Origin of the sequence: Azospirillum lipoferum 4B, assembly GCF_000283655.1 — a bacterium.
Taxonomy (GTDB): domain Bacteria; phylum Pseudomonadota; class Alphaproteobacteria; order Azospirillales; family Azospirillaceae; genus Azospirillum; species Azospirillum lipoferum_C.
In genome coordinates, this window is sequence record NC_016622.1 from 2,142,732 (window position 1) to 2,166,423 (window position 23,692).

At 68.3% G+C, this 23,692-nt stretch carries 24 protein-coding genes; 18 read left to right on the plus strand and 6 right to left on the minus strand.

Translation table 11 applies throughout. The features are described 5' to 3' along the window. The first annotated feature begins 3 nt into the window (after positions 1-3). The 4 genes from rnr to egtB all read left to right on the plus strand — a co-directional run bounded on the left by rnr (position 4) and on the right by egtB (position 5,986). Positions 4-2,160, plus strand: a complete 2,157-nt coding sequence (gene rnr / locus AZOLI_RS09885) for a ribonuclease R (RefSeq protein WP_014248480.1) — start codon at positions 4-6, stop codon at positions 2,158-2,160. 357 nt (positions 2,161-2,517) lie between these two features. Continuing rightward, a complete protein-coding gene (locus AZOLI_RS09890) occupies positions 2,518-4,098 on the plus strand; it encodes a S41 family peptidase (protein WP_014248481.1) in 1,581 nt (526 codons plus the stop codon). Between the two features lie 160 nt (positions 4,099-4,258). Then, positions 4,259-4,426 carry a 50S ribosomal protein L33 gene (rpmG, locus tag AZOLI_RS09895; RefSeq protein WP_012974790.1) on the plus strand — a complete coding sequence of 56 codons (168 nt, stop codon included), beginning with the start codon at positions 4,259-4,261 and terminating at the stop codon, positions 4,424-4,426. Positions 4,427-4,648: 222 nt separating this feature from the next. Then, positions 4,649-5,986, plus strand: coding sequence for an ergothioneine biosynthesis protein EgtB (gene egtB, locus AZOLI_RS09900; protein WP_014248482.1), 1,338 nt, complete (start codon positions 4,649-4,651; stop codon positions 5,984-5,986). Here egtB and AZOLI_RS09905 read toward each other — a convergent pair. Together AZOLI_RS09905 and AZOLI_RS32460 are read right to left on the minus strand one after the other, a co-directional pair. Continuing rightward, positions 5,983-7,386 (minus strand): DNA polymerase III subunit epsilon, encoded by a 1,404-nt coding sequence (locus AZOLI_RS09905; RefSeq protein WP_014248483.1) that lies wholly within the window; start codon positions 7,384-7,386, stop codon positions 5,983-5,985. The two genes, egtB and AZOLI_RS09905, sit on opposite strands and share 4 nt — an antisense overlap. A gap of 133 nt (positions 7,387-7,519) precedes the next feature. Beyond that, positions 7,520-7,696: a hypothetical protein gene (locus AZOLI_RS32460; protein WP_162488049.1), complete on the minus strand. Its 177-nt coding sequence runs from the start codon at positions 7,694-7,696 to the stop codon at positions 7,520-7,522. Positions 7,697-8,073: 377 nt separating this feature from the next. Here AZOLI_RS32460 and AZOLI_RS09910 point away from each other — a divergent pair, with 377 nt between their 5' ends. The 9 genes from AZOLI_RS09910 (at position 8,074) to AZOLI_RS09950 (ending at position 17,084) form a co-directional block, all read left to right on the plus strand. Then, positions 8,074-8,523 carry a hypothetical protein gene (locus AZOLI_RS09910; protein WP_014248485.1) on the plus strand — a complete coding sequence of 150 codons (450 nt, stop codon included), beginning with the start codon at positions 8,074-8,076 and terminating at the stop codon, positions 8,521-8,523. Between the two features lie 122 nt (positions 8,524-8,645). Continuing rightward, positions 8,646-9,041, plus strand: a complete 396-nt coding sequence (locus tag AZOLI_RS09915; protein ID WP_014248486.1) for a CidA/LrgA family protein — start codon at positions 8,646-8,648, stop codon at positions 9,039-9,041. Continuing rightward, positions 9,038-9,760: an LrgB family protein gene (locus AZOLI_RS09920; RefSeq protein ID WP_014248487.1), complete on the plus strand. Its 723-nt coding sequence runs from the start codon at positions 9,038-9,040 to the stop codon at positions 9,758-9,760. Before AZOLI_RS09915 ends, AZOLI_RS09920 begins: the two co-directional genes overlap by 4 nt. A 395-nt stretch (positions 9,761-10,155) precedes the next feature. Beyond that, positions 10,156-11,865: a 2-isopropylmalate synthase gene (leuA, locus tag AZOLI_RS09925; protein WP_014248489.1), complete on the plus strand. Its 1,710-nt coding sequence runs from the start codon at positions 10,156-10,158 to the stop codon at positions 11,863-11,865. Positions 11,866-12,085: 220 nt separating this feature from the next. Next, positions 12,086-13,072, plus strand: coding sequence for an ADP-glyceromanno-heptose 6-epimerase (gene rfaD, locus AZOLI_RS09930; RefSeq protein ID WP_014248490.1), 987 nt, complete (start codon positions 12,086-12,088; stop codon positions 13,070-13,072). Between the two features lie 11 nt (positions 13,073-13,083). Then, positions 13,084-13,905 (plus strand): prolipoprotein diacylglyceryl transferase, encoded by an 822-nt coding sequence (gene lgt / locus AZOLI_RS09935; protein WP_014248491.1) that lies wholly within the window; start codon positions 13,084-13,086, stop codon positions 13,903-13,905. 4 nt (positions 13,906-13,909) lie between these two features. After that, the gene (locus AZOLI_RS09940; RefSeq protein ID WP_014248492.1) at positions 13,910-15,046 is read left to right on the plus strand and encodes a class I SAM-dependent methyltransferase; all 1,137 of its coding nucleotides are present in this window, start codon (positions 13,910-13,912) and stop codon (positions 15,044-15,046) included. Between the two features lie 133 nt (positions 15,047-15,179). Next, the gene (gene pgeF / locus AZOLI_RS09945; protein WP_014248493.1) at positions 15,180-15,947 is read left to right on the plus strand and encodes a peptidoglycan editing factor PgeF; all 768 of its coding nucleotides are present in this window, start codon (positions 15,180-15,182) and stop codon (positions 15,945-15,947) included. 201 nt (positions 15,948-16,148) lie between these two features. Further along, entirely contained in the window at positions 16,149-17,084 is a 936-nt protein-coding gene (locus tag AZOLI_RS09950; RefSeq protein ID WP_014248495.1) for a ribose-phosphate pyrophosphokinase, read from the plus strand. Positions 17,085-17,154: 70 nt separating this feature from the next. Here the strand turns inward: AZOLI_RS09950 and AZOLI_RS09955 are convergent, their stop codons facing one another. Then, the gene (locus tag AZOLI_RS09955) at positions 17,155-17,355 is read right to left on the minus strand and encodes a helix-turn-helix domain-containing protein (protein WP_014248496.1); all 201 of its coding nucleotides are present in this window, start codon (positions 17,353-17,355) and stop codon (positions 17,155-17,157) included. Positions 17,356-17,449: 94 nt separating this feature from the next. Between AZOLI_RS09955 and AZOLI_RS09960 the strand changes: the two genes are divergently transcribed. Continuing rightward, the gene (locus tag AZOLI_RS09960; protein WP_014248497.1) at positions 17,450-18,112 is read left to right on the plus strand and encodes an XRE family transcriptional regulator; all 663 of its coding nucleotides are present in this window, start codon (positions 17,450-17,452) and stop codon (positions 18,110-18,112) included. A 118-nt stretch (positions 18,113-18,230) separates the two neighbouring features. Continuing rightward, positions 18,231-18,542 carry a hypothetical protein gene (locus AZOLI_RS09965; protein WP_014248498.1) on the plus strand — a complete coding sequence of 104 codons (312 nt, stop codon included), beginning with the start codon at positions 18,231-18,233 and terminating at the stop codon, positions 18,540-18,542. Between the two features lie 7 nt (positions 18,543-18,549). Here the strand turns inward: AZOLI_RS09965 and AZOLI_RS09970 are convergent, their stop codons facing one another. Further along, on the minus strand, positions 18,550-18,939 hold the full coding sequence (locus AZOLI_RS09970) for a carboxymuconolactone decarboxylase family protein (RefSeq protein ID WP_014248499.1): 390 nt from the start codon (positions 18,937-18,939) through the stop codon (positions 18,550-18,552). A gap of 309 nt (positions 18,940-19,248) precedes the next feature. On the opposite strand from AZOLI_RS09970, the gene AZOLI_RS09975 reads away from it, so the two are divergent. Together AZOLI_RS09975 and AZOLI_RS09980 are read left to right on the plus strand one after the other, a co-directional pair. Next, positions 19,249-20,001: a TorD/DmsD family molecular chaperone gene (locus AZOLI_RS09975; protein ID WP_085938461.1), complete on the plus strand. Its 753-nt coding sequence runs from the start codon at positions 19,249-19,251 to the stop codon at positions 19,999-20,001. A gap of 112 nt (positions 20,002-20,113) precedes the next feature. After that, complete coding sequence (locus AZOLI_RS09980; protein WP_014248502.1) at positions 20,114-22,240, plus strand: hybrid sensor histidine kinase/response regulator; 2,127 nt, start codon at positions 20,114-20,116, stop codon at positions 22,238-22,240. Between the two features lie 31 nt (positions 22,241-22,271). Here AZOLI_RS09980 and AZOLI_RS32465 read toward each other — a convergent pair whose 3' ends face one another. Next, positions 22,272-22,496 (minus strand): hypothetical protein, encoded by a 225-nt coding sequence (locus tag AZOLI_RS32465; RefSeq protein ID WP_014248503.1) that lies wholly within the window; start codon positions 22,494-22,496, stop codon positions 22,272-22,274. A gap of 173 nt (positions 22,497-22,669) precedes the next feature. Continuing rightward, positions 22,670-22,894 (minus strand): SMc00767 family acetate metabolism repressor, encoded by a 225-nt coding sequence (locus AZOLI_RS09985; RefSeq protein ID WP_014248504.1) that lies wholly within the window; start codon positions 22,892-22,894, stop codon positions 22,670-22,672. A gap of 424 nt (positions 22,895-23,318) precedes the next feature. On the opposite strand from AZOLI_RS09985, the gene AZOLI_RS09990 reads away from it, so the two are divergent. Beyond that, entirely contained in the window at positions 23,319-23,687 is a 369-nt protein-coding gene (locus AZOLI_RS09990; protein WP_014248505.1) for a hypothetical protein, read from the plus strand. Positions 23,688-23,692: the final 5 nt, after the last annotated feature.

The window sequence follows — 23,692 nt, forward strand, 5'->3', positions numbered from 1 at the left end:
CCCGTGACCGACAGCCATTTCCCCGGCAAGGATGCCATTCTCGCCTTCATCCGGTCCAGCACCACCCCCGTCGGCAAGCGCGAGATCGCCCGCGCCTTCAAGCTGTCCGGATCGGCGGACCGCGAGATGCTGAAGGATCTCCTGCGCGAGTTGGAGGCCGATGGCGCGGTGGAGCGGGGCCGCAACAAGCGCATGGCCCCGCCGCAGTCGCTGCCGGCCGTCGCCGTGCTGCTGATCACCGGCGTCGATGCGGACGGCGAGTTGTCGGCCCGCCCGCTGACCTGGACCGGCGAGGGCAACCCGCCGCGCATCTTCCTGCTGCCGGAAAAGAAATCGCGGGGCGAGGGAAAGCCGCTGGCGGTGGGCGACACGTTGCTGGCGAAGCTCGCCCGCATCAACGACCGCCTCTATGAGGCCCGCGTCATCCGCCGCATCGACGGAGAGCGCGAGGGCCGTATCCTCGGCGTCTACCGGCCGAGCGCCGATGGCGGGCGCATCCTGCCGACCGACCGCCGCCACAAGACCGAGTTCCTGGTGCTGCCGCCCAACCGCGGCGACGCCGAGGCCGGCGACCTCGTCTTCGCCGACATCCTGCCGGCCGGGCGCGCCGGCCAGCCGCAGGCCCGCGTGGTTGAACGGCTGGGCTCCACCGACGAACCGCGCGCCTTCAGCCTGATCGCCATCCACGCCCACGGCATCCCCACCGTGTTCCCGCACGCGGCTCTGCGCGAGGCGGAATTGGCGGCGGTGCCGGCGCTGATGCAGCGGGAGGATCTGCGCGACATCCCGCTGGTGACCATCGACGGTGCCGACGCCCGCGACTTCGACGATGCGGTGTGGGCGGAGGCGGACAGCGACCCGGAGAATCCGGAAGGCTGGCACCTGATCGTCGCCATCGCCGACGTGTCCTACTACGTACGCCCCGGATCGGCGCTCGACCGGGCGGCGTACGAGCGCGGCAACTCGGTGTACTTCCCCGACCGCGTCGTGCCGATGCTGCCGGAAGCGCTGTCGAACGGGCTGTGCTCGCTGCGGCCGGGGGAGGACCGCGCCTGTCTGGCCTTCCACCTGTGGATCGACCGCAACGGTGTGCTGATTCGGCACCGGCTGGTCCGCGGACTCATGCGGTCGGCGGCGCGGCTGACCTATGAACAGGTGCAGAGTTGCCACGATGGCCTGCCGGACGACGTGACGGCGCCGCTGGCCGAAAGCGTGATCGCCCCGCTGTTCGGCGCCTACGCCCGGCTCGCCGCCGCCCGTGCCAAGCGCGGCACGCTGGAACTCGACCTGCCGGAACGCCGCGTCCGCATCGACGAGCGCGGGCGGGTCGCGGAGATCGCGGTGCGCGAGCGCCACGACAGCCACCGGCTGATCGAGGAGTTCATGATCGCCGCCAACGTCGCGGCGGCGGAAGTGCTGGAACGGCGCACCATGCCCGGCCTCTACCGCATCCACGACCGCCCCTCCATGGACAAGATGGAGGCGCTGCGCGGCTTCCTCGCCGACATCGGCCATCCGCTGGGCAAGAGCGCCGATCTCACGCCCAGCCACTTCACCCGCATCCTGCGCAAGGTGGCGGGCACGTCGCACGCGCCGCTGGTCAGCGAGGTGATCCTGCGCGCCCAGGCGCAGGCCGCCTACAGCCCGGACAACATCGGCCATTTCGGGCTGGCGCTGCACCGCTACGCCCATTTCACCTCGCCGATCCGCCGCTATGCCGACCTGATCGTCCACCGGGCGCTGATCCGCACGCTGGGGCTGGGCGTCGGCGGGCTGGACGACGAGACGCTGGGCCGGCTGGCGGAGATCGGGGAGCATCTGTCGGGAACCGAACGCCGCGCCGCCGCAGCGGAGCGCGACGCGGTCGACCGCTACACCGCGGCGTTCCTGGCCGACCGGATCGGGGAGCGCTTCAGCGGCCGCATCGCCGGCGTCAGCCGCTTCGGACTGTTCGTGCGGCTGGACGAGAGCGGCGCCGACGGGCTGATCCCCGCCAGCACCCTGCCCGACGACAGGTACGACCATGACGAGGCGGCGCACGCCCTGGTCGGGCAGCGTACGGGCCGGACGTACCGTCTCAGCAGCCCGGTCAAGGTGGTCCTGACGGAGGCCGATCCGGTCAGCGGCAGCATGCTCTTCCGGCTGGCCGACTCCGACTGACTCGCGGTCTCCATCCGATACCGTTGCTTCGAGGCAACGCTTAAACAGTGTGGCGAACCGATGGCGGACTCGTGACAAAGCCAAGGGTTCGCCACAGCTGTACCATAGCCGCACCATACAAGCGTGACCTTGACGACACAGGCAGAGACAATCCGCAACATTGCGAATCGCTCCGCAATTTTGTCCCGCACGCCCTTCCGGCCGAAGGTGTATCTATCCCCCATCCGGGACCGGCATCATCCCCGTCCGGTCCGGCCGCAGGAAAGGGAGGCCGCGGTTCGCCCCATGGCCAATTGCGATCACAGCGCGTGCGATCACACCGTACCGTCACGCGTGTCGCCGTTTCGGATCCCCGCGATGTCGAGCATGGCACGCCGCCTGCGCCGCTCCATTCGCCTTTCCGCCTTCCAGCTATCCGCCTCGGCGCTGCTCGCTTCCACCGCCGTCGCGGCCCCCAGCCAATCCCTTCCGGCCAGCGCGCCGCCGCCCGTCAGCGAGCAGGTCTTCGCCGTCGGCTTCGGCAAGATCGCCGAGGTCTATCTGGACTCCGTGTCCTTCAACCGCCTGGGCCTGGACGGGCTGAAGGGCCTGAGCGCCCTCGATCCCGCCGTGACGGTGGAGCGCGCCGGCGGCACCGTACGCCTGTACGTGTCGGGTACGCTCGCCGCGGAGTACGGGGCGGCACCCGACGCCGACGCCGGCGGCTGGGCGGCGCTGACCACCCGCGTCATCGACCGCGCGCGCAGCCATTCCCCCGTCCTGTCCAAGGCGACGCCGGAACGGCTGTACCAGGTGGTGTTCGACGGCATCACCGCCGATCTCGACGGCTATTCCCGCTATACCGGCGTCCAGCGCGCGACCAACGAGCGGGCGCAGCGCGAAGGCTATGGCGGCGTCGGCATCTCGCTGGACAGCAACGCCAACGGCCGCGTCACCGTGCATGACATCATGCCGCACAGCCCGGCCGAACGCGCCGGCATCATCGACGGCGAACAGCTTCTGGCGATCGACGGCGACCTGACGGCGCGGATGACCCAGGCCGAGATGCGCGACCGGCTGCGCGGCCCGACGGGCACCCTGGTCACGCTGACCGTCGCCCGCGACAACGGTCCGCCGCGCCGCCTGCCGCTGCGGCGGGAGCGTGTGGTGCCCAACACCATCACCTATTCGCTGTCCGGCGACGTCGGCATCGTCAAGCTCGACCGCTTCAACGCCACCACCGCCTCCAGCCTGCGAACGGCGGTCAACACCCTCCGCCAGACCGCCGGCCCGACCCTGAACGGAATGGTGCTGGATTTGCGCGGCAATCCGGGCGGGCTGCTGGATCAGGCGGTCGCGGTGGCGGACCTGTTCATGCGCCGCGGCCGGATCATCTCCACCGAAGGGCGCAATCCGGAAAGCCGCCAGCGCTTCGATGCCAACCCCGACGACCTGCTGGACGGGCTGCCGCTGGTGGTGCTGGTCGACGGCCGCTCCGCCTCCTCGGCGGAGGTGGTGGCGTCGGCGCTGCAGGACTCCGGCCGCGCTGTGGTGGTGGGTGCGTCCAGCTACGGCAAGGGCAGCGTCCAGACCGTCACCCGGCTGCCCAACGACGGCGAGCTGTTCCTGACCTGGAGCCGCATCTACACGCCGGCCGGCTACACCCTGCACCGCCAGGGCGTGCAGCCCACCGTCTGCACCAGCCGGGCCGGACAGACCGATCCGGACTCCCTGCTGTCCGACCTGCGCGAAGGGCGCTTGCGTCCGGCACAGATCGCCAGCTGGCGGTCCAAGGCGGCCGACGACGAAAAGGCGCTGAGCGCCCTGCGCGAAGCCTGCCCCTGGAAGGAGCATGAGCCCGACCTGGACCTGAAGGTCGCCATGCGGCTGCTGGCCGAGCCGGCTCTGTACCAGCGCGCGGTCGCCAGCGCCGTGGTCAACACGGTGGCGGAGCGCTGAGTCCTGCCAATGAGGCGACAGGACCTGTGGCAATCGAAGTCGGGCACCGATTTCACCGTCCATAAGGCTTGACATTGCGGCGTCAGACGGTATTTTCCGCCGCTACGACGCCGCCCCCGCCGGGCCGGCGGGGCACGGATTTTTTGTCGGGATCGAGATCATGGCCAAGCAGAACACCGTCCTCATCAAGCTGGTGAGCACGGCTGACACCGGTTTCTTCTACGTGAAGAAGAAGAACCCCAAGAAGACCACCGAGAAGCTGTCGTTCCGCAAGTACGACCCGGTGGCGCGCAAGCACGTCGAGTTCAAGGAAGCCAAGATCAAGTAAGTCTTGTCCGACACTGAGCTGTGCTTCGAATGAACAAGGCCGCCTTTCTGGCGGCCTTTTCGTTTTTGGGCCGAAGCTTTGCATTTTCCGCGACAGGGCCGGTGCCGCGTCGGGTCGCTGTCGCTATTTGCGGTGACCGCCGCACCACGGATGCGTGCATTCCAAATAGGACATTTCGGGCGGACACTCTTCGGACGGTAACCGACTCCGGAGGGACCGACCATGCCCGACACGCAAGTTATCCCGCCCCCCGGCCCACTTGCCGACTCCGGCGCGACCGTGCCGGACGGCGACCGGCGGCAGGCTCTCGCCACCCGTTTCCAGAAGGCGCGCGCCCGCACGGCCGAACTGGTCGCCACCCTGTCGCCGGAAGACCTGATGGTTCAGACCGTGCCCGACGGCGCCCCTGCGAAATGGCACCTCGCCCACACCAGCTGGCTGTTCGAGGCGGCGGTGCTGATCCCCTTCAGCCCCGGCTACCGCCCTTGCGACCCGGTCTTCCTCGACCTGTTCGCGGCGCGCGGTGAGCGATTCGCCGCCCCGCCCCGCGTGCTGTCCCGCCCGAGTGCGGCGGAGATCATGCGTCACCGCGACCAGATCAACGCCGCGGTGCTGCATCTGATCGAGCAGGTGGACGACGGGCTGTGGAATGCCGTCGAACCGGCGCTGGTGATGGCCATCGCCCACGAACGCCGCCACCAGGAGCGCATGCTCCTGCACATCAAGCACGCCCTGTGGTCCAACCCGCTGCGCCCAGCCTATGAACCGGCGCCGGACCATCCGCATCTTGGGGCACCGCCCGATGGCTGGGTGGACCAGGCCGGCGGGCTGGTCGAGATCGGCCGCCTCACCCCGCTGCCCGGATTCGATCATGAGGGGCCGCGCCACCGCGTCTGGCTGGATCCCTATCGCTTGGCCGCCCGCCCGGTCACCTGCGGCGAGTTCCTGGCCTTCATCGAGGCCGGTGGCTACAGCGACCGCTCGCTTTGGCTGTCCGACGGGTGGGAGACCGCGCGGGCGGAGGGCTGGAGCGCACCGCTCTATTGGGAGCGCGGCAACGGCGGGCAGGGCGGTGACCGGAACAGCGGTTCCGGCTGGCGGGTCTTCACCCTCTACGGCATGCAGCCGCTCGACCCGGACGAGCCGGTCTGCCATGTCAGTTGGTACGAGGCCGACGCCTATGCCCGCTGGGCCGGCAAGCGCCTGCCGCGCGAAGCGGAATGGGAGACGGTCGCCGCCGGCTGCGCCAGCATGGGCAATCTGCTGGGCACCGGCCACCGCCACCCGCGCTGCGGCACCTGTCACGGCACCGGCCCCTGGCAGATGTGCGGCGACGTGTGGGAATGGACCGCCGACGCCTTCGCCACATATCCGGGCTACCGTCGCCCCGACGGCCCGGACGAGGCGGTCAACGGCCGACTCGCCGGCAACCGCATGGTCCTGCGCGGCGGCAGCTGCCTGACCCCCTTCGACCATGCCGGTCCCTGGACGCGACACTACCTGCGGCCGGAGACCCGCCTGTCGGTGAGCGGCTTCCGGCTGGCGGAGGATGCGGCTTAGGAGATTTGGCCGGACGCCCCCGCCGCGCCGGCCTCCACACGCTCAGCCACCAGTGCCCGCGCCTGCCCCTGGGTCAGGACGCCACGTTCGGTCAGACGGGTGAACAGCGCGGCAGCCAGTTCGGCCACGGCCAGCGCCTCCCCCTGGGGGCCGGTGCGCAGGCGATGGGGCAGGCCGAAGGCGGCGGCGAGCCGGTCGGGGGGCGCGCCGGCCAGTGCCGGGTCCAGCGCCGCCGCCAGCACGCCGAGGTCCAGGCCCTGCGGCAGGACGGGGTCAGCGACGCCCGCCAGCGCGGCGGACCGCGCCAGGGCGGCAAGCGCCTGGTCGACACCGATGCCGACGGCGATGCAATTGTGCAGCGCATCCTGGATCGCCGGCCAGACCGCCGCGAAGGGACGCTCGCCCGCCACCATGGCTGTACCGATGCCGTGACGGGCGGTCGCCTCCTCCGGCACCGGATCGATGGGGTCGATCAGAAGGGTAAGCGACACGGTCGGGAAGATGCGCGTTCCCGCCAGCCGCACCGTGCCCACCGCGATGACCGGACCGCTGTCCGGTTCCACCCCCGCCGTCGCCACCCACAGCGCGACGAACGGCAGTGCGGCCAGCGGTTCGTCGTCTCCCAAAGGGGCGGCGGGCTGGGCCGGCCGAAGGGTGAGCGCTCGCTTGGCCGTCAACCCGGCGCCATTGGCCATGCCGCGGGCGGGAAAGGATAGCATCACTCCGGAATTCAGGCCGAGATCGACCAGCCTCGCGGACAGTTCGCCCTCCTCCGTTCGGCGCAGCACCGCGGAGACGGGCGCCCCGCCGCCACGCGCCCGTTCGATGGCGCGGGCCAGATCGTCGCGCAGCAGGGCCTTGCCGATGTCGGCGCCTTCCTCCACCTCCAGCAGCCGGGCGGCGGCGGCGTTCAGCCGCTCCACCCGTCCCAGCTCGTCGATGATCAGCACCGGGTCGTCGGTGAGGACGAGAGCCGCGCGAACCGCCCGGTCCATGCGTCCGCCACCCAGCGGCCCGCGCCCCAATGGACCATCTGCGAGAGGGCCAACTGCGAGGGGGCCATCGGCCACGATCTGCTCACCGCCCCGGATCAGCCCAGAGGCCACCGCGGCCAGACGCCCGACCTCGCCGCCGCTTCCGCCCGCCCAGGGTTCCAGATCGATGCGGTTGCGCCCGCCGGACAGTCGGTCCGCCAGTCGCTCCAGATCGCCGAAATGGCGGGTCAGCCGGGAGAAGACGAACCAGACCGCCAGCAGGCCGATTCCGCAGACCGTCAGGTCGCGCGTGAATACGGTCCGGTCCGCCGCCGCCAACTGCGTGATCTCCACGCCCAGAAAGACCAGCGTGGCCGCCGTCACCGCCAGCCCCAGCATCGCCACGCGCCAAACGCCGCCCTTCATCGGGCCGCCTCCCCCCTCGTTGCACCCAGACTTTGGACTTTTGGCTATCCGTGCGATTCACGCTTCAGGCGGTTCCGCTTGAACCGATCGCACTCTAGCGGGCCGAAAGGAAACGGAGAAGCGACGCGCGTGTTCAGTGCGCCAGCAGTGTGGTCCGCGCGCCCTCCACCTGCTCCATCAGACCGGCCAGCGCCCCCCTGACCTCGCCCGAAAGGCCGATCATCAGCAGCGCCACCACCGCAACGGCCAACGCATGGTCAAGGAGGGGGCGATTCGGCTGGGTGCGGAAGAACGGACGGATCGGCGGCATCACAGGCTTGCTCCGGCACGGGAAGAAAACGGGGAATGGACGGCGGCGCCAGCCTACCGGCGGAAAAACCCAACGAATGCCTAACGGCGCGGGAACGGGACCGCTTGTCCTGCTTTTGACACCGGAAAGCCGCTATTTGGAGGCATTTTTAAAGTCGAGGCCACGCTTTCAGCTTCACGCCGTTCGAGTTACCCTTTGTTGCCGCTCGTGCAAACTCGGATTACCGCCTTTGCGTAAAATACATGGCAACTCCGATCCTATCTTTTGCTATCGCTCTGTTGCATTTCCTGGTTTGCCTGCTTGCCGGATGATGCTAAGAGTAAGCCATCCAACGACAACACTCCTTTCCGCATAGGCATTTCCTTGGGAGGCCGGCAATGACTTTGGTCTATCGTCCCCTGCCCTATGGCGGGCACGAAGACCGGCGGACAGGCCGCCACCTGCTTCTGGTGGTCGCCCTGATCCTTGCCATTCCGACCGTGCTCGGTGCCGGCTGCACCGTCGACGCCCTGCGCAGCTATGCGGTGGAGGCGCGGCTGGCGCAGGCGGTCGACGCCGCGGCCCTGGCCGGCGGGCGGGTGATGTTCGATTCCCAGCGTGACGGACACATCCGCAGCTTCTTCGACAAGGCCTTCCCCAGGGGGTTCCTGGGATCGAACCTGTCGCCCCTGACCATCGCGGAGGACGCGGCGGCCGGCACCCTCACCGTCAGTGCCCATGCCAGCGTCAACGCCATCTTCCTGCGCCTGTTCGGTAAAAAGGAAGTGACGGTGGAAGCGCAATCCATCGTCCGCCGTGGCCACTACGCCCGCAGCAAGCTGCAGTAAGCCCCCTCCGAACCCACACCACCACATCACCGATTCGCGATGCTCGCATTCGCGGAATGCAGCCCGGCGGCTTCGCCACTGCGGTAGAAGGACGGACAGCGCCCTTTCCACCGGAGTCCGCGATGCTCGGAACCCTGACGCTTCTCCTGCTTTGCCAACTGGCGGGCGAACTGGCCGCCCGCCTGCTGCACCTGCCGGTCCCCGGACCGGTGCTGGGCATGCTGCTGCTGTTCGCCGGACTTCTGTTGCGCGGCGGCGTTCCGGCGGCGGTGCAGGAAACGGCCGGCGGGCTGTTGCGGCACCTGTCCCTGCTGTTCGTGCCGGCCGGCGTCGGCGTGATGGTCCATGTCACCCGCCTGGAGACGGAGGCGCTGCCCATCGTCATCGCGCTGTTCGGCAGCACGCTGTTCGGCATCGCCGTGACGGCGAAGCTGATGGCCTTCCTGCTGAGTCGCACCGATCCGCGGTTGGAGGAAGACCCGGCGGCCGGGAATTCGGCGGAAGGGGACCGGGCATGAGCGACGATCTTCACCAGATCTGGGTCTATCTGTCGGCAAACCCGCTGGCCGGGCTGACCCTGACCCTGGTCGCCTACCAATGCGGGCTGTGGCTGTTCGAGAAGCTGGGCCGGCGCCCGGTGCTGAACCCGGTGCTGATCGCGGTCGTCCTGATCGCCGGGGTGCTGAGCCTGTCGGGCATCGATTACCGCACCTATTTCGACGGCGCGCAGTTCGTCCATTTCCTGCTGGGTCCGGCCACGGTGGCGCTGGCCATCCCGCTCTACAACCAATTCCAGGAGGTGCGCCGCTCCGCCCTGGCGCTGGTGGTGGCGCTGCTGGTGGGATCGGCGGCCTCGGCGCTGAGCGCGGTGGCGCTGGTCTGGGCCTTCGGCGGGTCGGCGGTGACGATCCTGTCGATGGCGCCCAAATCCGTCACCTCCCCCATCGCCATGGGCGTGTCGGAGCAGATCGGCGGCCTGCCGTCGCTGACCGCGGTGTTCGTCATCATCACCGGCATCGTGGCGGCCAGCCTCGGCACCTGGGTGCTGAACCTTGTGCGGGTGAAGGACTGGCGCGCCCGCGGATTCGGCATGGGGGTGGCGGCGCACGGCATCGGCACCGCCCGCGCCCTGCAGGTCAACGAGGTGGCAGGCGCCTTCGCCGGACTCGGCATGGGGTTGAACGGGCTGGCGACGGCTCTGCTGCTGCCGACGCTCTATCACCTGATCTGGGGCTGAGCGGGGCTATGGTTCGCCTGTCCCGCAGTCAGTTTCCCGCCAATCCGGGCTTGACAGCCATGCCGCACCTGCGCACAGTGCGGTTTATGACCACCATCGACCGCCAGAACGCCCTTCTTCGACTTCTCGGCCCGGCGCTTTAAGCGTCCGGGTTTGTCGCGTTCGCACACCATTTCCATCGGTCGAAGTGTCTGTTCCATGAGCGATGTTTGCAATGGCGCCGGTATCGGCGTCACCCGGCAGGGGCCGGGACTGCGACTTACCGACGGTCGCTGAGCCACGTCCGGCGGCTCCGCGGCCGTACCCCTCGCCGGTCCCTCCGCCTTTCAAATTTCGATTCGCCGCCCCCGGCCGCAAAGAGAGCCTCGGGGCCGCCACTGGAGCCGAACGACGCCATGAGCACCGCGATCCAAACCAGCACCGCGACCAATATCCCGACCCTGCCGAAGTCCCCGTCCAAATACGCCCCCTTCCCCCAGGTGAAGCTGACCGACCGCCAATGGCCGTCGCGCACCCTGGACAAGGCGCCGATGTGGTGCTCGGTCGACCTGCGCGACGGCAACCAGGCGCTGATCGAGCCGATGGGGCCGGACCGCAAGCGCGCGATGTACGACCTGCTGCTGCGCATGGGCTTCAAGGAGATCGAGGTCGGCTTCCCCGCCGCGTCGCAGACCGATTTCGACTTCTGCCGCGAGGTCATCGACGAGGGCAAGATCCCCGACGGCGTCACCATCCAGGTGCTGACCCAGTCGCGTGAGGAGCTGATCCGCCGCACCTTCGACGGCATCAAGGGCGCCAAGCGCGCCATCGTCCACCTGTACAACTCCACCTCGGAACTGCAGCGCCGCGTGGTGTTCGGGCTGGACCGCCAGGGCATCATCGACATCGCCGTCGCCGGCACCAAGCTGATCAAGCAGCTGGCCGCCGAGACGCCGGAAACCGAGATCGTCCTGCAATACTCGCCGGAGAGCTTCACCGGCACCGAATTGGACTTCGCGGTCGAGATCTGCGAGGCGGTGATGGAGACCTGGGGCGCCTCGCCGACCAACAAGGTCATCCTGAACCTGCCGGCCACGGTCGAGATGTCGATGCCGAACGTGCATGCCGACCAGATCGAGTGGTTCTGCCGCACCCTGAAGAACCGCGAGTCGGCGATCATCTCGCTGCACCCGCACAACGACCGCGGCACCGGCGTCGCTGCGGCCGAGCTGGGCCTGCTGGCCGGTGCCGACCGCGTCGAGGGCACCCTGTTCGGCAACGGCGAGCGCACCGGCAACGTCGATGTCGTCACGCTGGCGCTGAACATGTTCACCCAGGGCGTCGATCCAGAACTGAACATCGACGACATCAACGAGATCGTCCGCGTTTCCGAATACTGCACGCAGCTGCCGGTCCATCCGCGCCACCCCTATGCCGGCGAGCTGGTGTTCACCGCCTTCTCGGGCTCGCACCAGGACGCCATCAACAAGGGGCTGAAGGCGCTGACCAAGTCCAACACCGGCAAGTGGGAGGTCCCGTATCTGCCCATCGACCCGCAGGATCTGGGCCGCAGCTACGAGGCGGTGATCCGCATCAACAGCCAATCCGGCAAGGGCGGCATCGCCTATGTGCTGGAGAAGGATTACGGCCTGCAGATCCCGCGCCGCCTGCAGATCGAGTTCTCAAAGGTCGTCCAGCGCGTGGCCGACGAGACCGGCAAGGAGCTGTCGCCCGCCGACATCCACGCCGCCTTCAAGGCCGAGTATCTGGACGCCGACAGCCCGCTGGAACTGGTCGAGCATTCGACCGAGCCGCGCGGCCCGAACTCCGGCGCCCGCGTCATGAGCGTGGTGATGCGCCGCAACGGCGAGATCGTCACCACCAAGGGCAAGGGCAACGGCCCGATCGACGCCTTCCTGGACGCCCTGCGCCAGGGCTGCGGCACCGATATGCATGTCGTCGACTACCGCGAGCACGCCATCGGCTCCGGCGAGGACGCCCAGGCCTGCGCCTATGTCGAGGTGAAGGCCGGCGACAAGACCCTGTTCGGCGTGGGCATCGATGCCGACATCGTGACGGCAAGCCTGCGGGCGCTGGTGAGTGCTGCCAACCGCGCGGCGCGGTAAGGGGTCGGACTGCGGCCCCCTCCCTAACCCTCCCCCGCTTTGCGGGAGAGGGGACTGCCGCGACCTTACCCTCCACCGCTGAAAGCGGGGGAGGGAGGGGCCCGCTCGCAAGAGCGGGAGGGAGGGGGCATCGCCCGCCCGCACTCCCCCAACCTTGCCCCCACGCGCCTGCCCGCCTATAAGTCCCCACGAAACGCGTCGAGCAACAGCGGACAGCGCTATGATCGTGGTCACCGGCGGGGCCGGCTTCATCGGGTCCAACCTTGTCGCGGCATTGGCCGCGCGCGGCATCACCGACGTGGCGGTCGTCGACCGCTTCCGCGACGGCGAGAAGTGGCAGAACCTTGCCAAGCGCGAGGTCGCGACCCTGGTTCCGCCGGAACAGACGCTGGCCTTCCTCGACCAGCATGCGGCGGAAATCGACACCGTCTTCCATCTCGGCGCCATCTCCGCCACCACCGAGCGGGACGTCGACAAGATCGTCGCCAACAACGTGGCGCTGACGTTGGACCTGTGGCGCTGGTGTTCCTGGCGCGGTTGCCGGCTGATCTACGCCTCCTCCGCCGCCACCTATGGCGACGGCTCCGCCGGATTCGACGATGACGGATCCTGCGACGGGCTGGCGCGGCTGCGGCCGCTCAACGCCTATGGCTGGTCCAAGCATCTGGTCGACCGTCGCATCGCCCGCGCCGTCGCCACCGGCGACCTCGTGCCGCCGCAATGGGCCGGGCTGAAGTTCTTCAACGTCTACGGCCCCAACGAGGCGCACAAGGGCGACATGATGAGCGTGGTCGCCAAGCTGCATCCGCAGCTGACGGCCGGCAATCCGGCACGCCTGTTCAAGTCGCACAAGGACGGCTTCGAAGATGGCGGCCAGCTGCGCGACTTCATCCACGTCGACGATTGCATCGCGGTGATGCTGTGGCTGTACGACCATCCGGAGGTCAGCGGCCTGTTCAACGTCGGCACCGGCAAGGCGCGCAGCTTCAAGGATCTGGCGCTGGCGACCTTCTCGGCCCTGGGGCTGCCCCCCCGGATTGAGTACTTCGACATGCCCGAGCATCTGCGCGGCAAATACCAATATTTCACGCAGGCGACGACGGATCGCCTGCGCGCCGCCGGGTTCGACCAGCCCTTCACCGAGCTGGAAGAGGGTGTCCGGCGCTATGTGCAGGAATTCCTGTCGCAGCCCGACCCGTATCGCTGACCGGAGTTCCCATGTTTGCCGCCCTGCCTGTCGTGGCCTTCCCCACCATCGACCCGGTCGCCTTCGCCATCGGCCCGGTCGTCGTCCGCTGGTATGCGTTGGCCTATCTGGCCGGCTTCGTGCTGGGCTGGCGCTATTGCCTGGGGCTGGCGCGGCTCGATGCCGACCGCCGGCCGAAGCCTGAGGAGTTCGACGACTTCCTGACCTGGGCGGTGATCGGCACCATCCTGGGCGGGCGGCTCGGCTATGTGCTGTTCTACAACCTGCCCTACTATATCGAAAATCCGCTGGACGCCTTGCAAGTCTGGCATGGCGGCATGTCCTTCCATGGCGGCATGGTCGGCGTGCTGACCGCCATCGGGCTGTTCTGCTGGCGGCGCGGCATCTCGCCCTTCGTCTTCGGCGACATCATCGCCGCCTGCGCGCCCATCGGCCTGTTCTTCGGCCGCATCGCCAACTTCATCAATGGCGAACTGTATGGCCGGGCTGCGCCCGACTTCGCCTATGCCATGGTGTTTCCGCGCGATCCGCTCCAGGTGCCGCGCCATCCGAGCCAGCTCTACGAGGCGGCACTGGAGGGCGTGGTTCTGTTCATCCTGCTGGCGATCGCCATCCGCAGCCCGGCGCTGCGCAACCGGCCCGGCACGGTCGGCGGGCTGTTCCTGATCGGCTACGGCCTGTCGCGCATCATCGTGGAGTTCTTCCGCGAACCCGATCCGCAGCTGGGCTTCCTGTTCGCCGGCGCCACGATGGGACAGCTGCTGTCGCTGCCGATGGTCGCGGCCGGCCTGTGGCTGGTCCTGCGCGGCCGGCGCCACGCCATCCCGGCCTGACGCCATGGCGGACGAAAGCGCCGGTTCGGACACACTGGCCCATCTGCTGGCCCGCCGCATCCTGGTGGACGGCCCGATCAGCGTCGGCGCCTTCATGGCGGAAGCGCTGGGGCACCCGCGGCTCGGCTATTACATCCGCCAGGACCCGTTCGGCAGCGACGGCGACTTCACGACCGCGCCGGAGATCAGCCAGATGTTCGGCGAACTGGTCGGTCTGTGGTGCGTCGACAGCTGGATGCGGCTCGGCGGCCCCGGCCCCTTCCATCTGGTGGAGCTCGGCCCCGGCCGTGGCACGCTGATGGCGGACGTGCTGCGGGCGGCAGCCGTGCTGCCGCTGTTCCGCGACAACGCGACGGTTCATCTGGTGGAGACCAGCCCGGCCCTGCGCGAGCGCCAGCGCCGGACGCTGCAGCCCATCCTCGGCGATGCCATCCAGTGGCACGACCGGCTGGAGGATGTGCCCGATGGCCCGACCATCCTGATCGCCAACGAATTCTTCGACGCCCTGCCGATCCGTCAGGTGCAGAAGACCGGCCATGGCTGGTTCGAACGTCTGGTCGATGTCGAGCCCGACAGCAGCAAGGATGATCCACGCTTCCGTTTCGTCCTGGAGGCCTTCGGCAGTTCCGGCAGCCGGCTGGTGCCTGATGCCCTCCGCGATGCGCCGGACGGCAGCGTGGTGGAGGTCTCCCCCGCCTCGCAGGCGGTGGCGCAGTTGATCGGCGCCCGGCTGGCCGCCGCCCCCGGCGCGGCGCTGGCGATCGACTATGGCTATGCACAGGGTCCGGCGGTGGGCGACACGCTGCAGGCCCTGCGCCGCCATGCCTTCGCCCCGGTGCTGGAGGCGCCGGGCGAGGCCGACCTGACCGCGCATGTCGATTTCGCCAGCATCGCCGCCGCGGCGCGGGAGGGCGGTGCCCAATCCTTCGGCCCGGTGGAGCAGGGGGAATGGCTGACCCGCCTGGGCATCCACCAGCGGGCGTCCTCCCTGATGGCCAAGGCCACACCGGCCCAGGCCAAGGATATCCGAAGCGCGATGGACCGCTTGATCGATCCTGCGCAAATGGGCAGGCTGTTCAAGCTGGTCGCGCTGGCCACGCCCGGAGCCTTCGCCGACGCCTCCCCGCCGGCGGGCTTCTGACGGCCAAACGCAGACAACCGGTTAGAGACAAGAGCACCGGAACCGCCATCGGGACAAACCGGGCGGACCGTGCATCGCGGCCCCCTGCCCTGTCGGGCAAGCGGGAGCCACAGAACAGGGAAGGACGGCGTTCGTGATCACACTCGGCGCGCTGAACGACATCACCCATATCCGCCACGCCTTTTTCACCCGCACCGGCGGGGTGTCCACCGGGCGGTACGCCTCGCTGAATTGCGGGCTGGGGTCCAACGACTCAACCGCGGCGGTGCGCGAGAACCGCGCCCGCGCCGCGGCCCGCATGGAGGTGGCGCCCGAAAACCTCGTCACCTGCCATCAGGTCCACAGCCCGACCTGCGTCGTGGTGGAGGAGCCATGGACGCCGGAGACGGCCCCCAAGGCCGACGCCATGGCCACCCGCCGGCCGGGCATCGCTCTGGGCATCCTCACCGCCGACTGTGCGCCCGTTCTGTTCGCCGACAGCAAGGCCCGCGTGATCGGTGCCGCCCATGCCGGCTGGAAGGGCGCCCGGGCCGGCGTCATCGAGGCGACCGTCGCCCGCATGGTGGAGCTGGGCGCCAAGCCCAACCGTATCGTCGCCTGCATCGGCCCCTGCATCGCCCAGCGCTCCTACGAGGTCGGGCCGGAATTCCCCGCCCCGTTCGAGGAGGAGGACCCGCGCAACCGCGACTACTTCGCCCCCGCCCGCAAGCCCGACCATTTCCTGTTCGATCTGGCCGCCTACGTCACCCGGCGGCTGGGCGACTCCGGCGTCACGGTGATCCAGCGCTGCCCCAACGACACGGTGGCGGAGGAGGACCGCTTTTTCAGCTACCGCCGCTCCTGCCTTCGGGGCGAACCGGATTACGGCCGCGGCCTTTCGGCCATCGTCCTCCAGAACTGAACCACCCCGAACGGGCGCTGATCGCGCCACGGTCATGCCGCCCGCGCAGGGCGGCATTCCCCAATGGGGAAAGACCCCACCGTCATCGAACGTTTACACGGGCACGCCCCTTTGTTATGGTCCGCCCCGTTTTCAAGGGGCGGCGGCGCGCAAGCGGCGAACGTGCCTTGAGCCGTATCCCTGCAAAGAGAGCCGACCCCGATGAAGGTGCTTGCCGGCAACAGCAACCGTCCGCTGGCCGAGGCGATCTCCACCTGTCTCGGCGTGCCGCTGACGAAAGCGAGCGTGCGCCGTTTCTCCGACATGGAGGTGTTCGTCGAGATCCTGGAGAACGTGCGCGGCGAGGACGTGTTCGTCGTCCAGTCGACCTCGTTCCCGGCCAACGACAACCTGATGGAACTGCTGGTGACGATCGACGCGCTGCGGCGCGGGTCGGCCCGGCGCATCACGGCGGTCATCCCGTACTATGGCTATGCCCGGCAGGATCGCAAGACCGGCCCGCGCACGCCGATCTCGGCCAAGCTGGTCGCCAACCTGATCACCCAGGCCGGCGCCAACCGCGTGCTGACGATGGACCTGCACGCCGGCCAGATCCAGGGCTTCTTCGACATCCCCACCGACAACCTGATGGCTGCCCCGGTCTTCGAGAAGGACATCCGCCAGTCCTTCGAGAACATCGGTGAGGTCACCATCGTGTCGCCGGACGTCGGCGGCGTGGTGCGCGCCCGCGCGCTGGCCAAGCGCCTGGACGCCGATCTCGCCATCATCGACAAGCGGCGTGAGCGCGCCGGCGTGTCGGAGGTGATGAACATCATCGGCGATGCCAACGGCCGCCGCTGCATCCTGCTGGACGACATCGTCGACTCGGGCGGCACGCTGTGCAACGCCGCCGTCGCGCTGATGGAAGCCGGCGCCAAGTCGGTCCACGCCTTCTGCACCCACGGCGTCCTGTCCGGCGGTGCGGTCGCCCGCGTCGCCGTCTCCCCGCTGGAACAGCTGGTCACCACCGACAGCATCCAGGCGACCGAGGCGGTCCGCGTGTCGCGCAACATCCGCCAGTTGACCATCGCCCCCCTGCTCGCCGAAGCGATCATGCGCATCAGCGAGGAGCGGTCGGTGTCGAGCCTGTTCTCGTAACCAGCGGCAGCTTTACAGGAAAGGCCCTTTCCCGATGGGAGAGGGCCTTTTTTGTTGCGCACATTTGCCCTCAGCCCTCCCCCGCCAGCCCGTGGAAGTCGTTCGCCGTCACCTGCCCGCCGGTCGCGGTGGCAATGCGCGCCATCACCGCCGGACGGGGAACCCGGCGGCCGTGGCGGTAGCGGTTGACCGTGGCCTGACTCGTCCCGATCAGGGCGGCGAAGGCCTCTTCCTTGGTTGCGGTCCGGGTGAGCCAATCATCGAGCGTCATACCGCAATGGTTTAGACCAAGCCGGCTTCTGCGCGCAACTGGATTTATTCCGCGACGTTGGACTTTCCAAAGCCGTTTTGGTATGAACAAGCCTATGACCACCATGCGCGAACTGCGGCAGGCCGCCGGGCTGAGCCAGGAGAAGCTGGCCGATCTGGCCGGCACCTCCCAGCCCCAGATCAACAAGCTGGAGACCGGCCAGCGCAAGATGACCGTCGATTGGGCGGTCAAGCTCGCCCAGCCGCTGGGCGTTGAGCCCGCGGTGCTGCTCGGCCTCGACCTGCCGGCCGTTCCGGCGGCGGCACGCCCGGCGCGGCCTGCGATGCCGCCGCTGCTGCGAACGCCGCCGGCCGGGGCGCAACAGGCCCAGGCGGCCGCATCCATGCCGGTCAGGGCGGCGGCGCGCGGCGGGGTGGACCAGGAGATGTTCCTGGAGGATGGTCCCATCGACTGGATCGCCCGTCCCGACTATCTGAAGAACGCCCGCGATCCCTACGCCATGTATGTCGTCGGCGAATCGATGATGCCGCGCTTTCGGCCGGCCCAGCTGCTGCACGTCAACCCGCACAAGCCGCCGGCACCGGGGGCCGGGGTGGTGGTGGTCAAGCGCAACAAGGCGGTGCTGGTGAAGGAGTTCGTGCGCCGCGGCCCCGAGGCGGTGGTGCTGCGCGAATATCAGCCGGCGGACCGCGAGTTCGCCGTTCCGCTGGAGGATCTCGATACCCTGCACACCGTCGTGGGGCTGCAGGAGCCCTGAGGCTATACCGATCCGGTATCGGTATTCATTGGCCCTTATAATCCATATTGGATTATTCCTTCGCTGCGCGGATCGCCGGACATGCCCGGTGCACCGCCCCAGCCAAGGAGAAACGGTCATGCCCCAGCTCTATCCCCGCTTCCATCCCGGCCCGTCCGGCGGGCGGCTCGACAGCTTCAGCGAGCGCGGCGCCCGCGAATTGGCCCGCCGCATCCGCGAGGCCTGGGCCAGGATCGGCTGGGATGTGGAGGTGCGGGTGGAGCGCATCGCCAGCGAGGAACTGGGCGACGGGCGCAGCATCGCCCATTTCACCGTCCGCAGCGACCTGATCAACGGCCTGCCGCAACGTCGTCTGGAGCGGCGCTCGAAACAGTGCATCGACCAGCATCAGGACGAGGCGGCGGCCCGGCCGCAGAAGCGGGCCGCCTGACGCCGCTTCACTTCAGCCGCTCGTCCAGTTCCACCTGATAGCCGACGGCGAGGCGGTTGGTCTCGTTGGCCATTCCCACCACCGCCATCAGTTCGCCGAACTGCGCGTCGGTCATGCCCAGCCGGCGCGCCGCCGCCTCGTGCGAGCGGATGCAGTACTGGCAGTTGTTGGTCACGCTGACCGCGACGAAGATCATCTCCTTCACCAGCGGATCCAGCGCGCCGGGAGCCATCACCTCCTTCAGGCTGTCCCATGTCCGCGCCAGTGTCGGCGGGTGGTGGGCGATCATCTTCCAGAAATTATTCACGTCCGGGACGCTGCGCGTCGCCTTGATGTCGTCGTAGACGGCGCGCACCTCCGGTGCGGCATCGGCCTGGTCGATGGGGGGAAGCGGCATGGCGGACGGGCTCCTGCACGGGGTTGTGACCCGTCGATATGGCCGGACATCGTGCCGCAAGGCAACCGCCGGTCTATGCCAACCGCCGTGCGGTTCATGCCCATCGGCCGCGTTGACCATGGGTCGCCCCGCTGGTAGTAAAGACAAGGCACAAGATCGCGCAAACGTTCGGGCCGCCGATCAGCCGCCGACGGTACCAAGCCAAGAAGCCGACAAGACACGAAACCCATTCGTGCAACGTTCCCATGCGGCCCGGTTCCGGCACACGCCCGGTCAGGCCCGACTGCCGGGAGGAACAGCGTGGAGAGCATGGTTCTCGAAACGGTCGAGCGTCTTGGAACGGCCAACTCCCCTGCCATCCCTCCGGAAGACGCGGGCCTCCGCGACTCGGCCGAGGCCCTGCTCCGTCTCGCTCACTTCCATGCGGAGGAGCCGACGCCGGCTTTGTTCACGGCGCTGCGCGAGAGCCCGGTCGGCCGCGGTCCGCTGGCGCTTGACCGTGACGATGCCCTGCAGGCCGCCGCCCTGGTGGACGAGGTGGTGAGCGATCTTCCCGACCGGATCACCCGCCGCTGCCTCGCCGCACTGGCCGCCGATTTCACCGCCATCCACCACAGCGGCGAGTTGCGCGCCTGCCCGACCGAGGGACCGTGGATGGACGAACGGGTCAGGGCCGAGGCCGCCGCCTCGCTCCAGCGCTGGCGGACCGGGATGGAGACGGAACTCCGCCGCCCGCCGTTCGACCGGTTGCCCGACGACCATGTCGCGGTGGAGCTGGCGATGCTGGCGGAACTACTCGACCGCGGCCGGGCGGCCGACGCGGTTCGGTTCCTCGACCGCCATCCGTTGCGCTGGGTGCCGAATTTCTGCAGCCGGATCGCCACCCGCTGCCGGGAACCTTTCTTCGCCGGCATCGCCATCCTGACCAACGCCCATCTCGACCATCTGCGCGACCGGCTGGGCGCCGCCTGCAACATGCCGCGTCCTGGCGAGGACGAGGATGACACCCGCCGCCGACGCTGGACCGAGGGGCGGTTCCCGCGCGCCTGCACCTGCGAATAGTAGAGCCGGACCTGCCGGAAGTCGGAGTTGCCCCGGCTTCGGTCCATCGTCCAAGGTGGCGGGGGTGGCGCCCCCATGGCCGTCCAGCTCCTTTCCCCAGCATTGGATGGCAATGCCCTTTCGCAGCCCCGAAAGCCGGACCGATCGCAAGGGCTCCCTGCGGCTGCTTCGCCTCCTGCTCGCGGTATCGGTGGCCTTGCCGCTGGTGCTGTTCGCCGGCATCGGATGGCGCGAACGGGGTGAGGCCCAGGAGGAGGCCGAACGGAACAGCCGCAAGAACGCGCTGATCCTGCACGAACATGTGCTGAAGGTGTTCGACACCATGGCGCAGGTTCTGGATCGCGTGGATGAGCGCGTCCACGGCCGAAGCTGGCGTGAGATCGGCGAATCGGAGTCGCTGCACCGCTATCTGCGGACCATGGTGGGGGAATTGGATCAGGTCGGCGCCATAGGGCTGACCGATGCCACCGGTACCGTGCGCAACTCCAGCCGCGTCTTCCCATCGCGCAACAGCTATATCGGAGACCGCGCCGACTTCCGGGAACAACGGGAAAGCGACGCCGGCCTGCTCATCGCCGGGCCGATCGCGGATGCGGCCACCGGCCGGGCCACCTTCGGCATCAGCCGGCGCCGCAGCAGCCCCGGCGGTCCCGATGCCAGCTTCGACGGGATCATCGCCGCCATCGTCGATCCGGATTATTTCTTCAGCTTCTACCGGCAGGTCATCGGGACGGAAGGCGAATCCATCTCGCTGATCCGCGAAGACGGCGTGATCCTGATGCGATACCCGCCGCTGGAAGGGGCCGCAACGCTCCCCACCCTGCCGACCGACAGCGGCCTGCGCGGCGAAATCGAAAAGCAGCCGAACGAAGGGCTGTTCCGCACCGACGCCAGCCATGTGCAGGGTCTGGCCCGCGTGTTCGCCTACAAACGGGTCAGCAATTTTCCGGTCTATGTCGTCTATGGGTTGGATCAGGCGCAGATCGCCCGGTCCTGGTGGCGCAACATCGCGCTGGACGGCGCCTTCGTCGCCCCGGCCACCCTGGCGCTCGCGCTGATCGCCTGGCTGGCCTACAGCCGTGCCGCGTCCGAGGCTGCGGCGGTGCGCCGCTGGGCGGAGGAGGTGCGCAACCGCGAAAGGCTGGAGGAGGCCCTGCGCCAGAGCCAGAAGATGGAGGCGCTGGGCCAGCTGACCGGCGGGGTCGCCCACGACTTCAACAATCTGCTGACCGCGGCGATGGCCAACATGCATCTGCTGGGCCGCCACCTGCCGCCGGAGGGGCAGCGTTTCCTGACGGGCGCCAACACCGCGCTGGAACGGGCGGAGAAGCTGACCCGCCAGTTGCTGTCCTTCTCGCGCCAGGACGCGGTGAATCCGACCGTGGTCGATCTGGGCGACAGCCTGCGCCGGATGGGCGACCTGCTGGAACGGTCGGTGCGGGCCGATATCGCGCTGGAATGGGATATCGCGCCGGTGCCGATGTTGGTCGCCGTCGATTCCATCCAGCTGGAGATGGCGGTGCTGAACCTGGTTCTGAACGCCCGCGACGCCATGCCCGGCGGCGGACGGATCCGCATAGCCGCGTCTCCCGGACCGGAACCGCGCAGCGTGCGCATCGAGGTGTCGGACACCGGGGCCGGCATGCCGCCGGAGGTGATCGCCCGCGCCTTCGATCCCTTCTTCACCACCAAGGGCGTCGGCAAGGGCACCGGGCTCGGCTTGTCGATGGTCTACGGCTTCGCCCGCCAGTCCGGCGGCAATGCCGCCATCGACAGCCGGCCGGGCGAAGGCACCCGCGTCCGCATCGACCTGCCGCTGACCGAGATGAGGCCGCCGGAACCGGCCCCCGCCCCCACCGCGCCGGCGGCCGAGCACCGCCCGCTGCGCATCCTGGTGGTGGAGGACAACCCGCTGGTCCTGATGGCGACGGTGGAAGGGCTGATCCAGGAGGGCTTCACCGTGGAGACCGCCGAAGACGGCGTGGCCGCGCTGGAACTGCTGGAAACCGACCGCGACTTCGATCTGGTCGTGTCGGACGTGGTCATGCCCCGCGGCGTGTCGGGCATCGACCTGGCACGGCACATCCGCGAGCGCTGGCCGCAGCTGCGCGTCCTGCTGGCGTCCGGCTACAGCCCGGAGTCGCTGGCGTCCATGGGGGCGGACACCGCATCGGTGCTTGCCAAGCCCTTCACACCCGACCAGCTGGCCGCACGCATCAGGTCCCTGGCCGGCGCGTAGGCTCGGTGCTCCGATCCGGCGGCTGCCGGGATCAGGTCAGGGCGCTGACGAACATCGGCGTCCACATCGCCATGCACCAGACGAGGCCCAGGCACAGGCCGCGGGTGAAGTCGTCGAAGGTCGGCTGTTCCAGGCGGTGCAGCTTCCACATCGCGTTCACGTCGCCGGGCGTCGGGGTGGCGTCATCCGCGGCGTTGGGGGGGCTGGTGGGTTCACGGCTTGCGGCTGCGCGCCGGTCGGGGTCGCGTGACGGCATGGCTGGGCCTCGCATCGATGGTGGAATGCCCAGGAAACTTGTGCCCGCCTCCGCCGCCGGCCACCCTTTCTTCCGTCATCGGTGAAATTTTATCGGCATACGAAAAAAGGCCGCCACCCGCTGGACGGATGGGGCCTTTTCGCACGCGATCCGGCCAGATCGGCCGGATGAGCTCACTTGCCGGGACGGATCACCGGGGTGAGCTGGTCGCCCCAGTTGCCGGCTTCATTGTGATAACGGGCGGTGCGCATCAGCTCCACCGTCACGCCGGCCTCGACCGCCTTGACGACGGCGTCGTTCAGGCGGTGCAGGTTGTTGGCGACGATGCGGATGGCGCTTTCCTGCTCCGGAGTCATCTCCGAACGGTCATCCGGCGGCGCGTCCTTGAATCCCGACATGCGTTGTTCCTTCCCCTGGATTGGGACCGCCCCGGCGGGACCGGCAGCGGTCCAGAACTTGGTCATGATCTTGCCCGGCGTCCGATGCCGGTTTTCATCATGTACCACATCGTGTGCGCCGCGACAAAGTTCCCGACGCGCCAAGCGCTTGCGACCATTGGCCTCTTGCAACCGACGAACGGCCCTGCGGCACCTCCAAACCGACGATGCCGCTGACAGGCCGAAAATGTCCTCACAAGCAATGAACGGTTGCCAGCCGTCTTTACCGGGAGGCAACGGAAATCCGCCGAAACATTGTTTCCAGCGAAGAAAGCAAATATCAGTTTAGCGTCTTACTTAACTTTTAGGTTAACTCGACTGTTGACGCATCTCGATTACAATGCCCAGAATTCGCCATAAACTTGCTGTCCCAACGGAGATCATCTTGAAGAACGTCGCCGCCAAGGCCCTGCTGGTTGTGTCCTCGCTGTTCCTGATGCACGGCGCGGCACTCGCCGGCCAGCAGGATTTCACGATTGTCAACAAGACCGGCTATGCGCTGAAGCACATCTATGTATCCGAGAACAACAACAACAGCTGGGACGAGGACATCCTCGGCCGTGATGTCCTGGAGAACGGCGAATATTTCGAGGTTTCCTTCGGCAAGGCCGAAAAGGTCTGCAAGTGGGACATGAAGGTCGTCTATGACGACGGCGAGTCGGCGGTCTGGAGTGGCCTGAACCTGTGCCAAATCTCCAAGCTGACGCTGAAGTGGAACAAGAACACCGGCGTCACCTCGGCCCAGACCGAGTAAGTTCC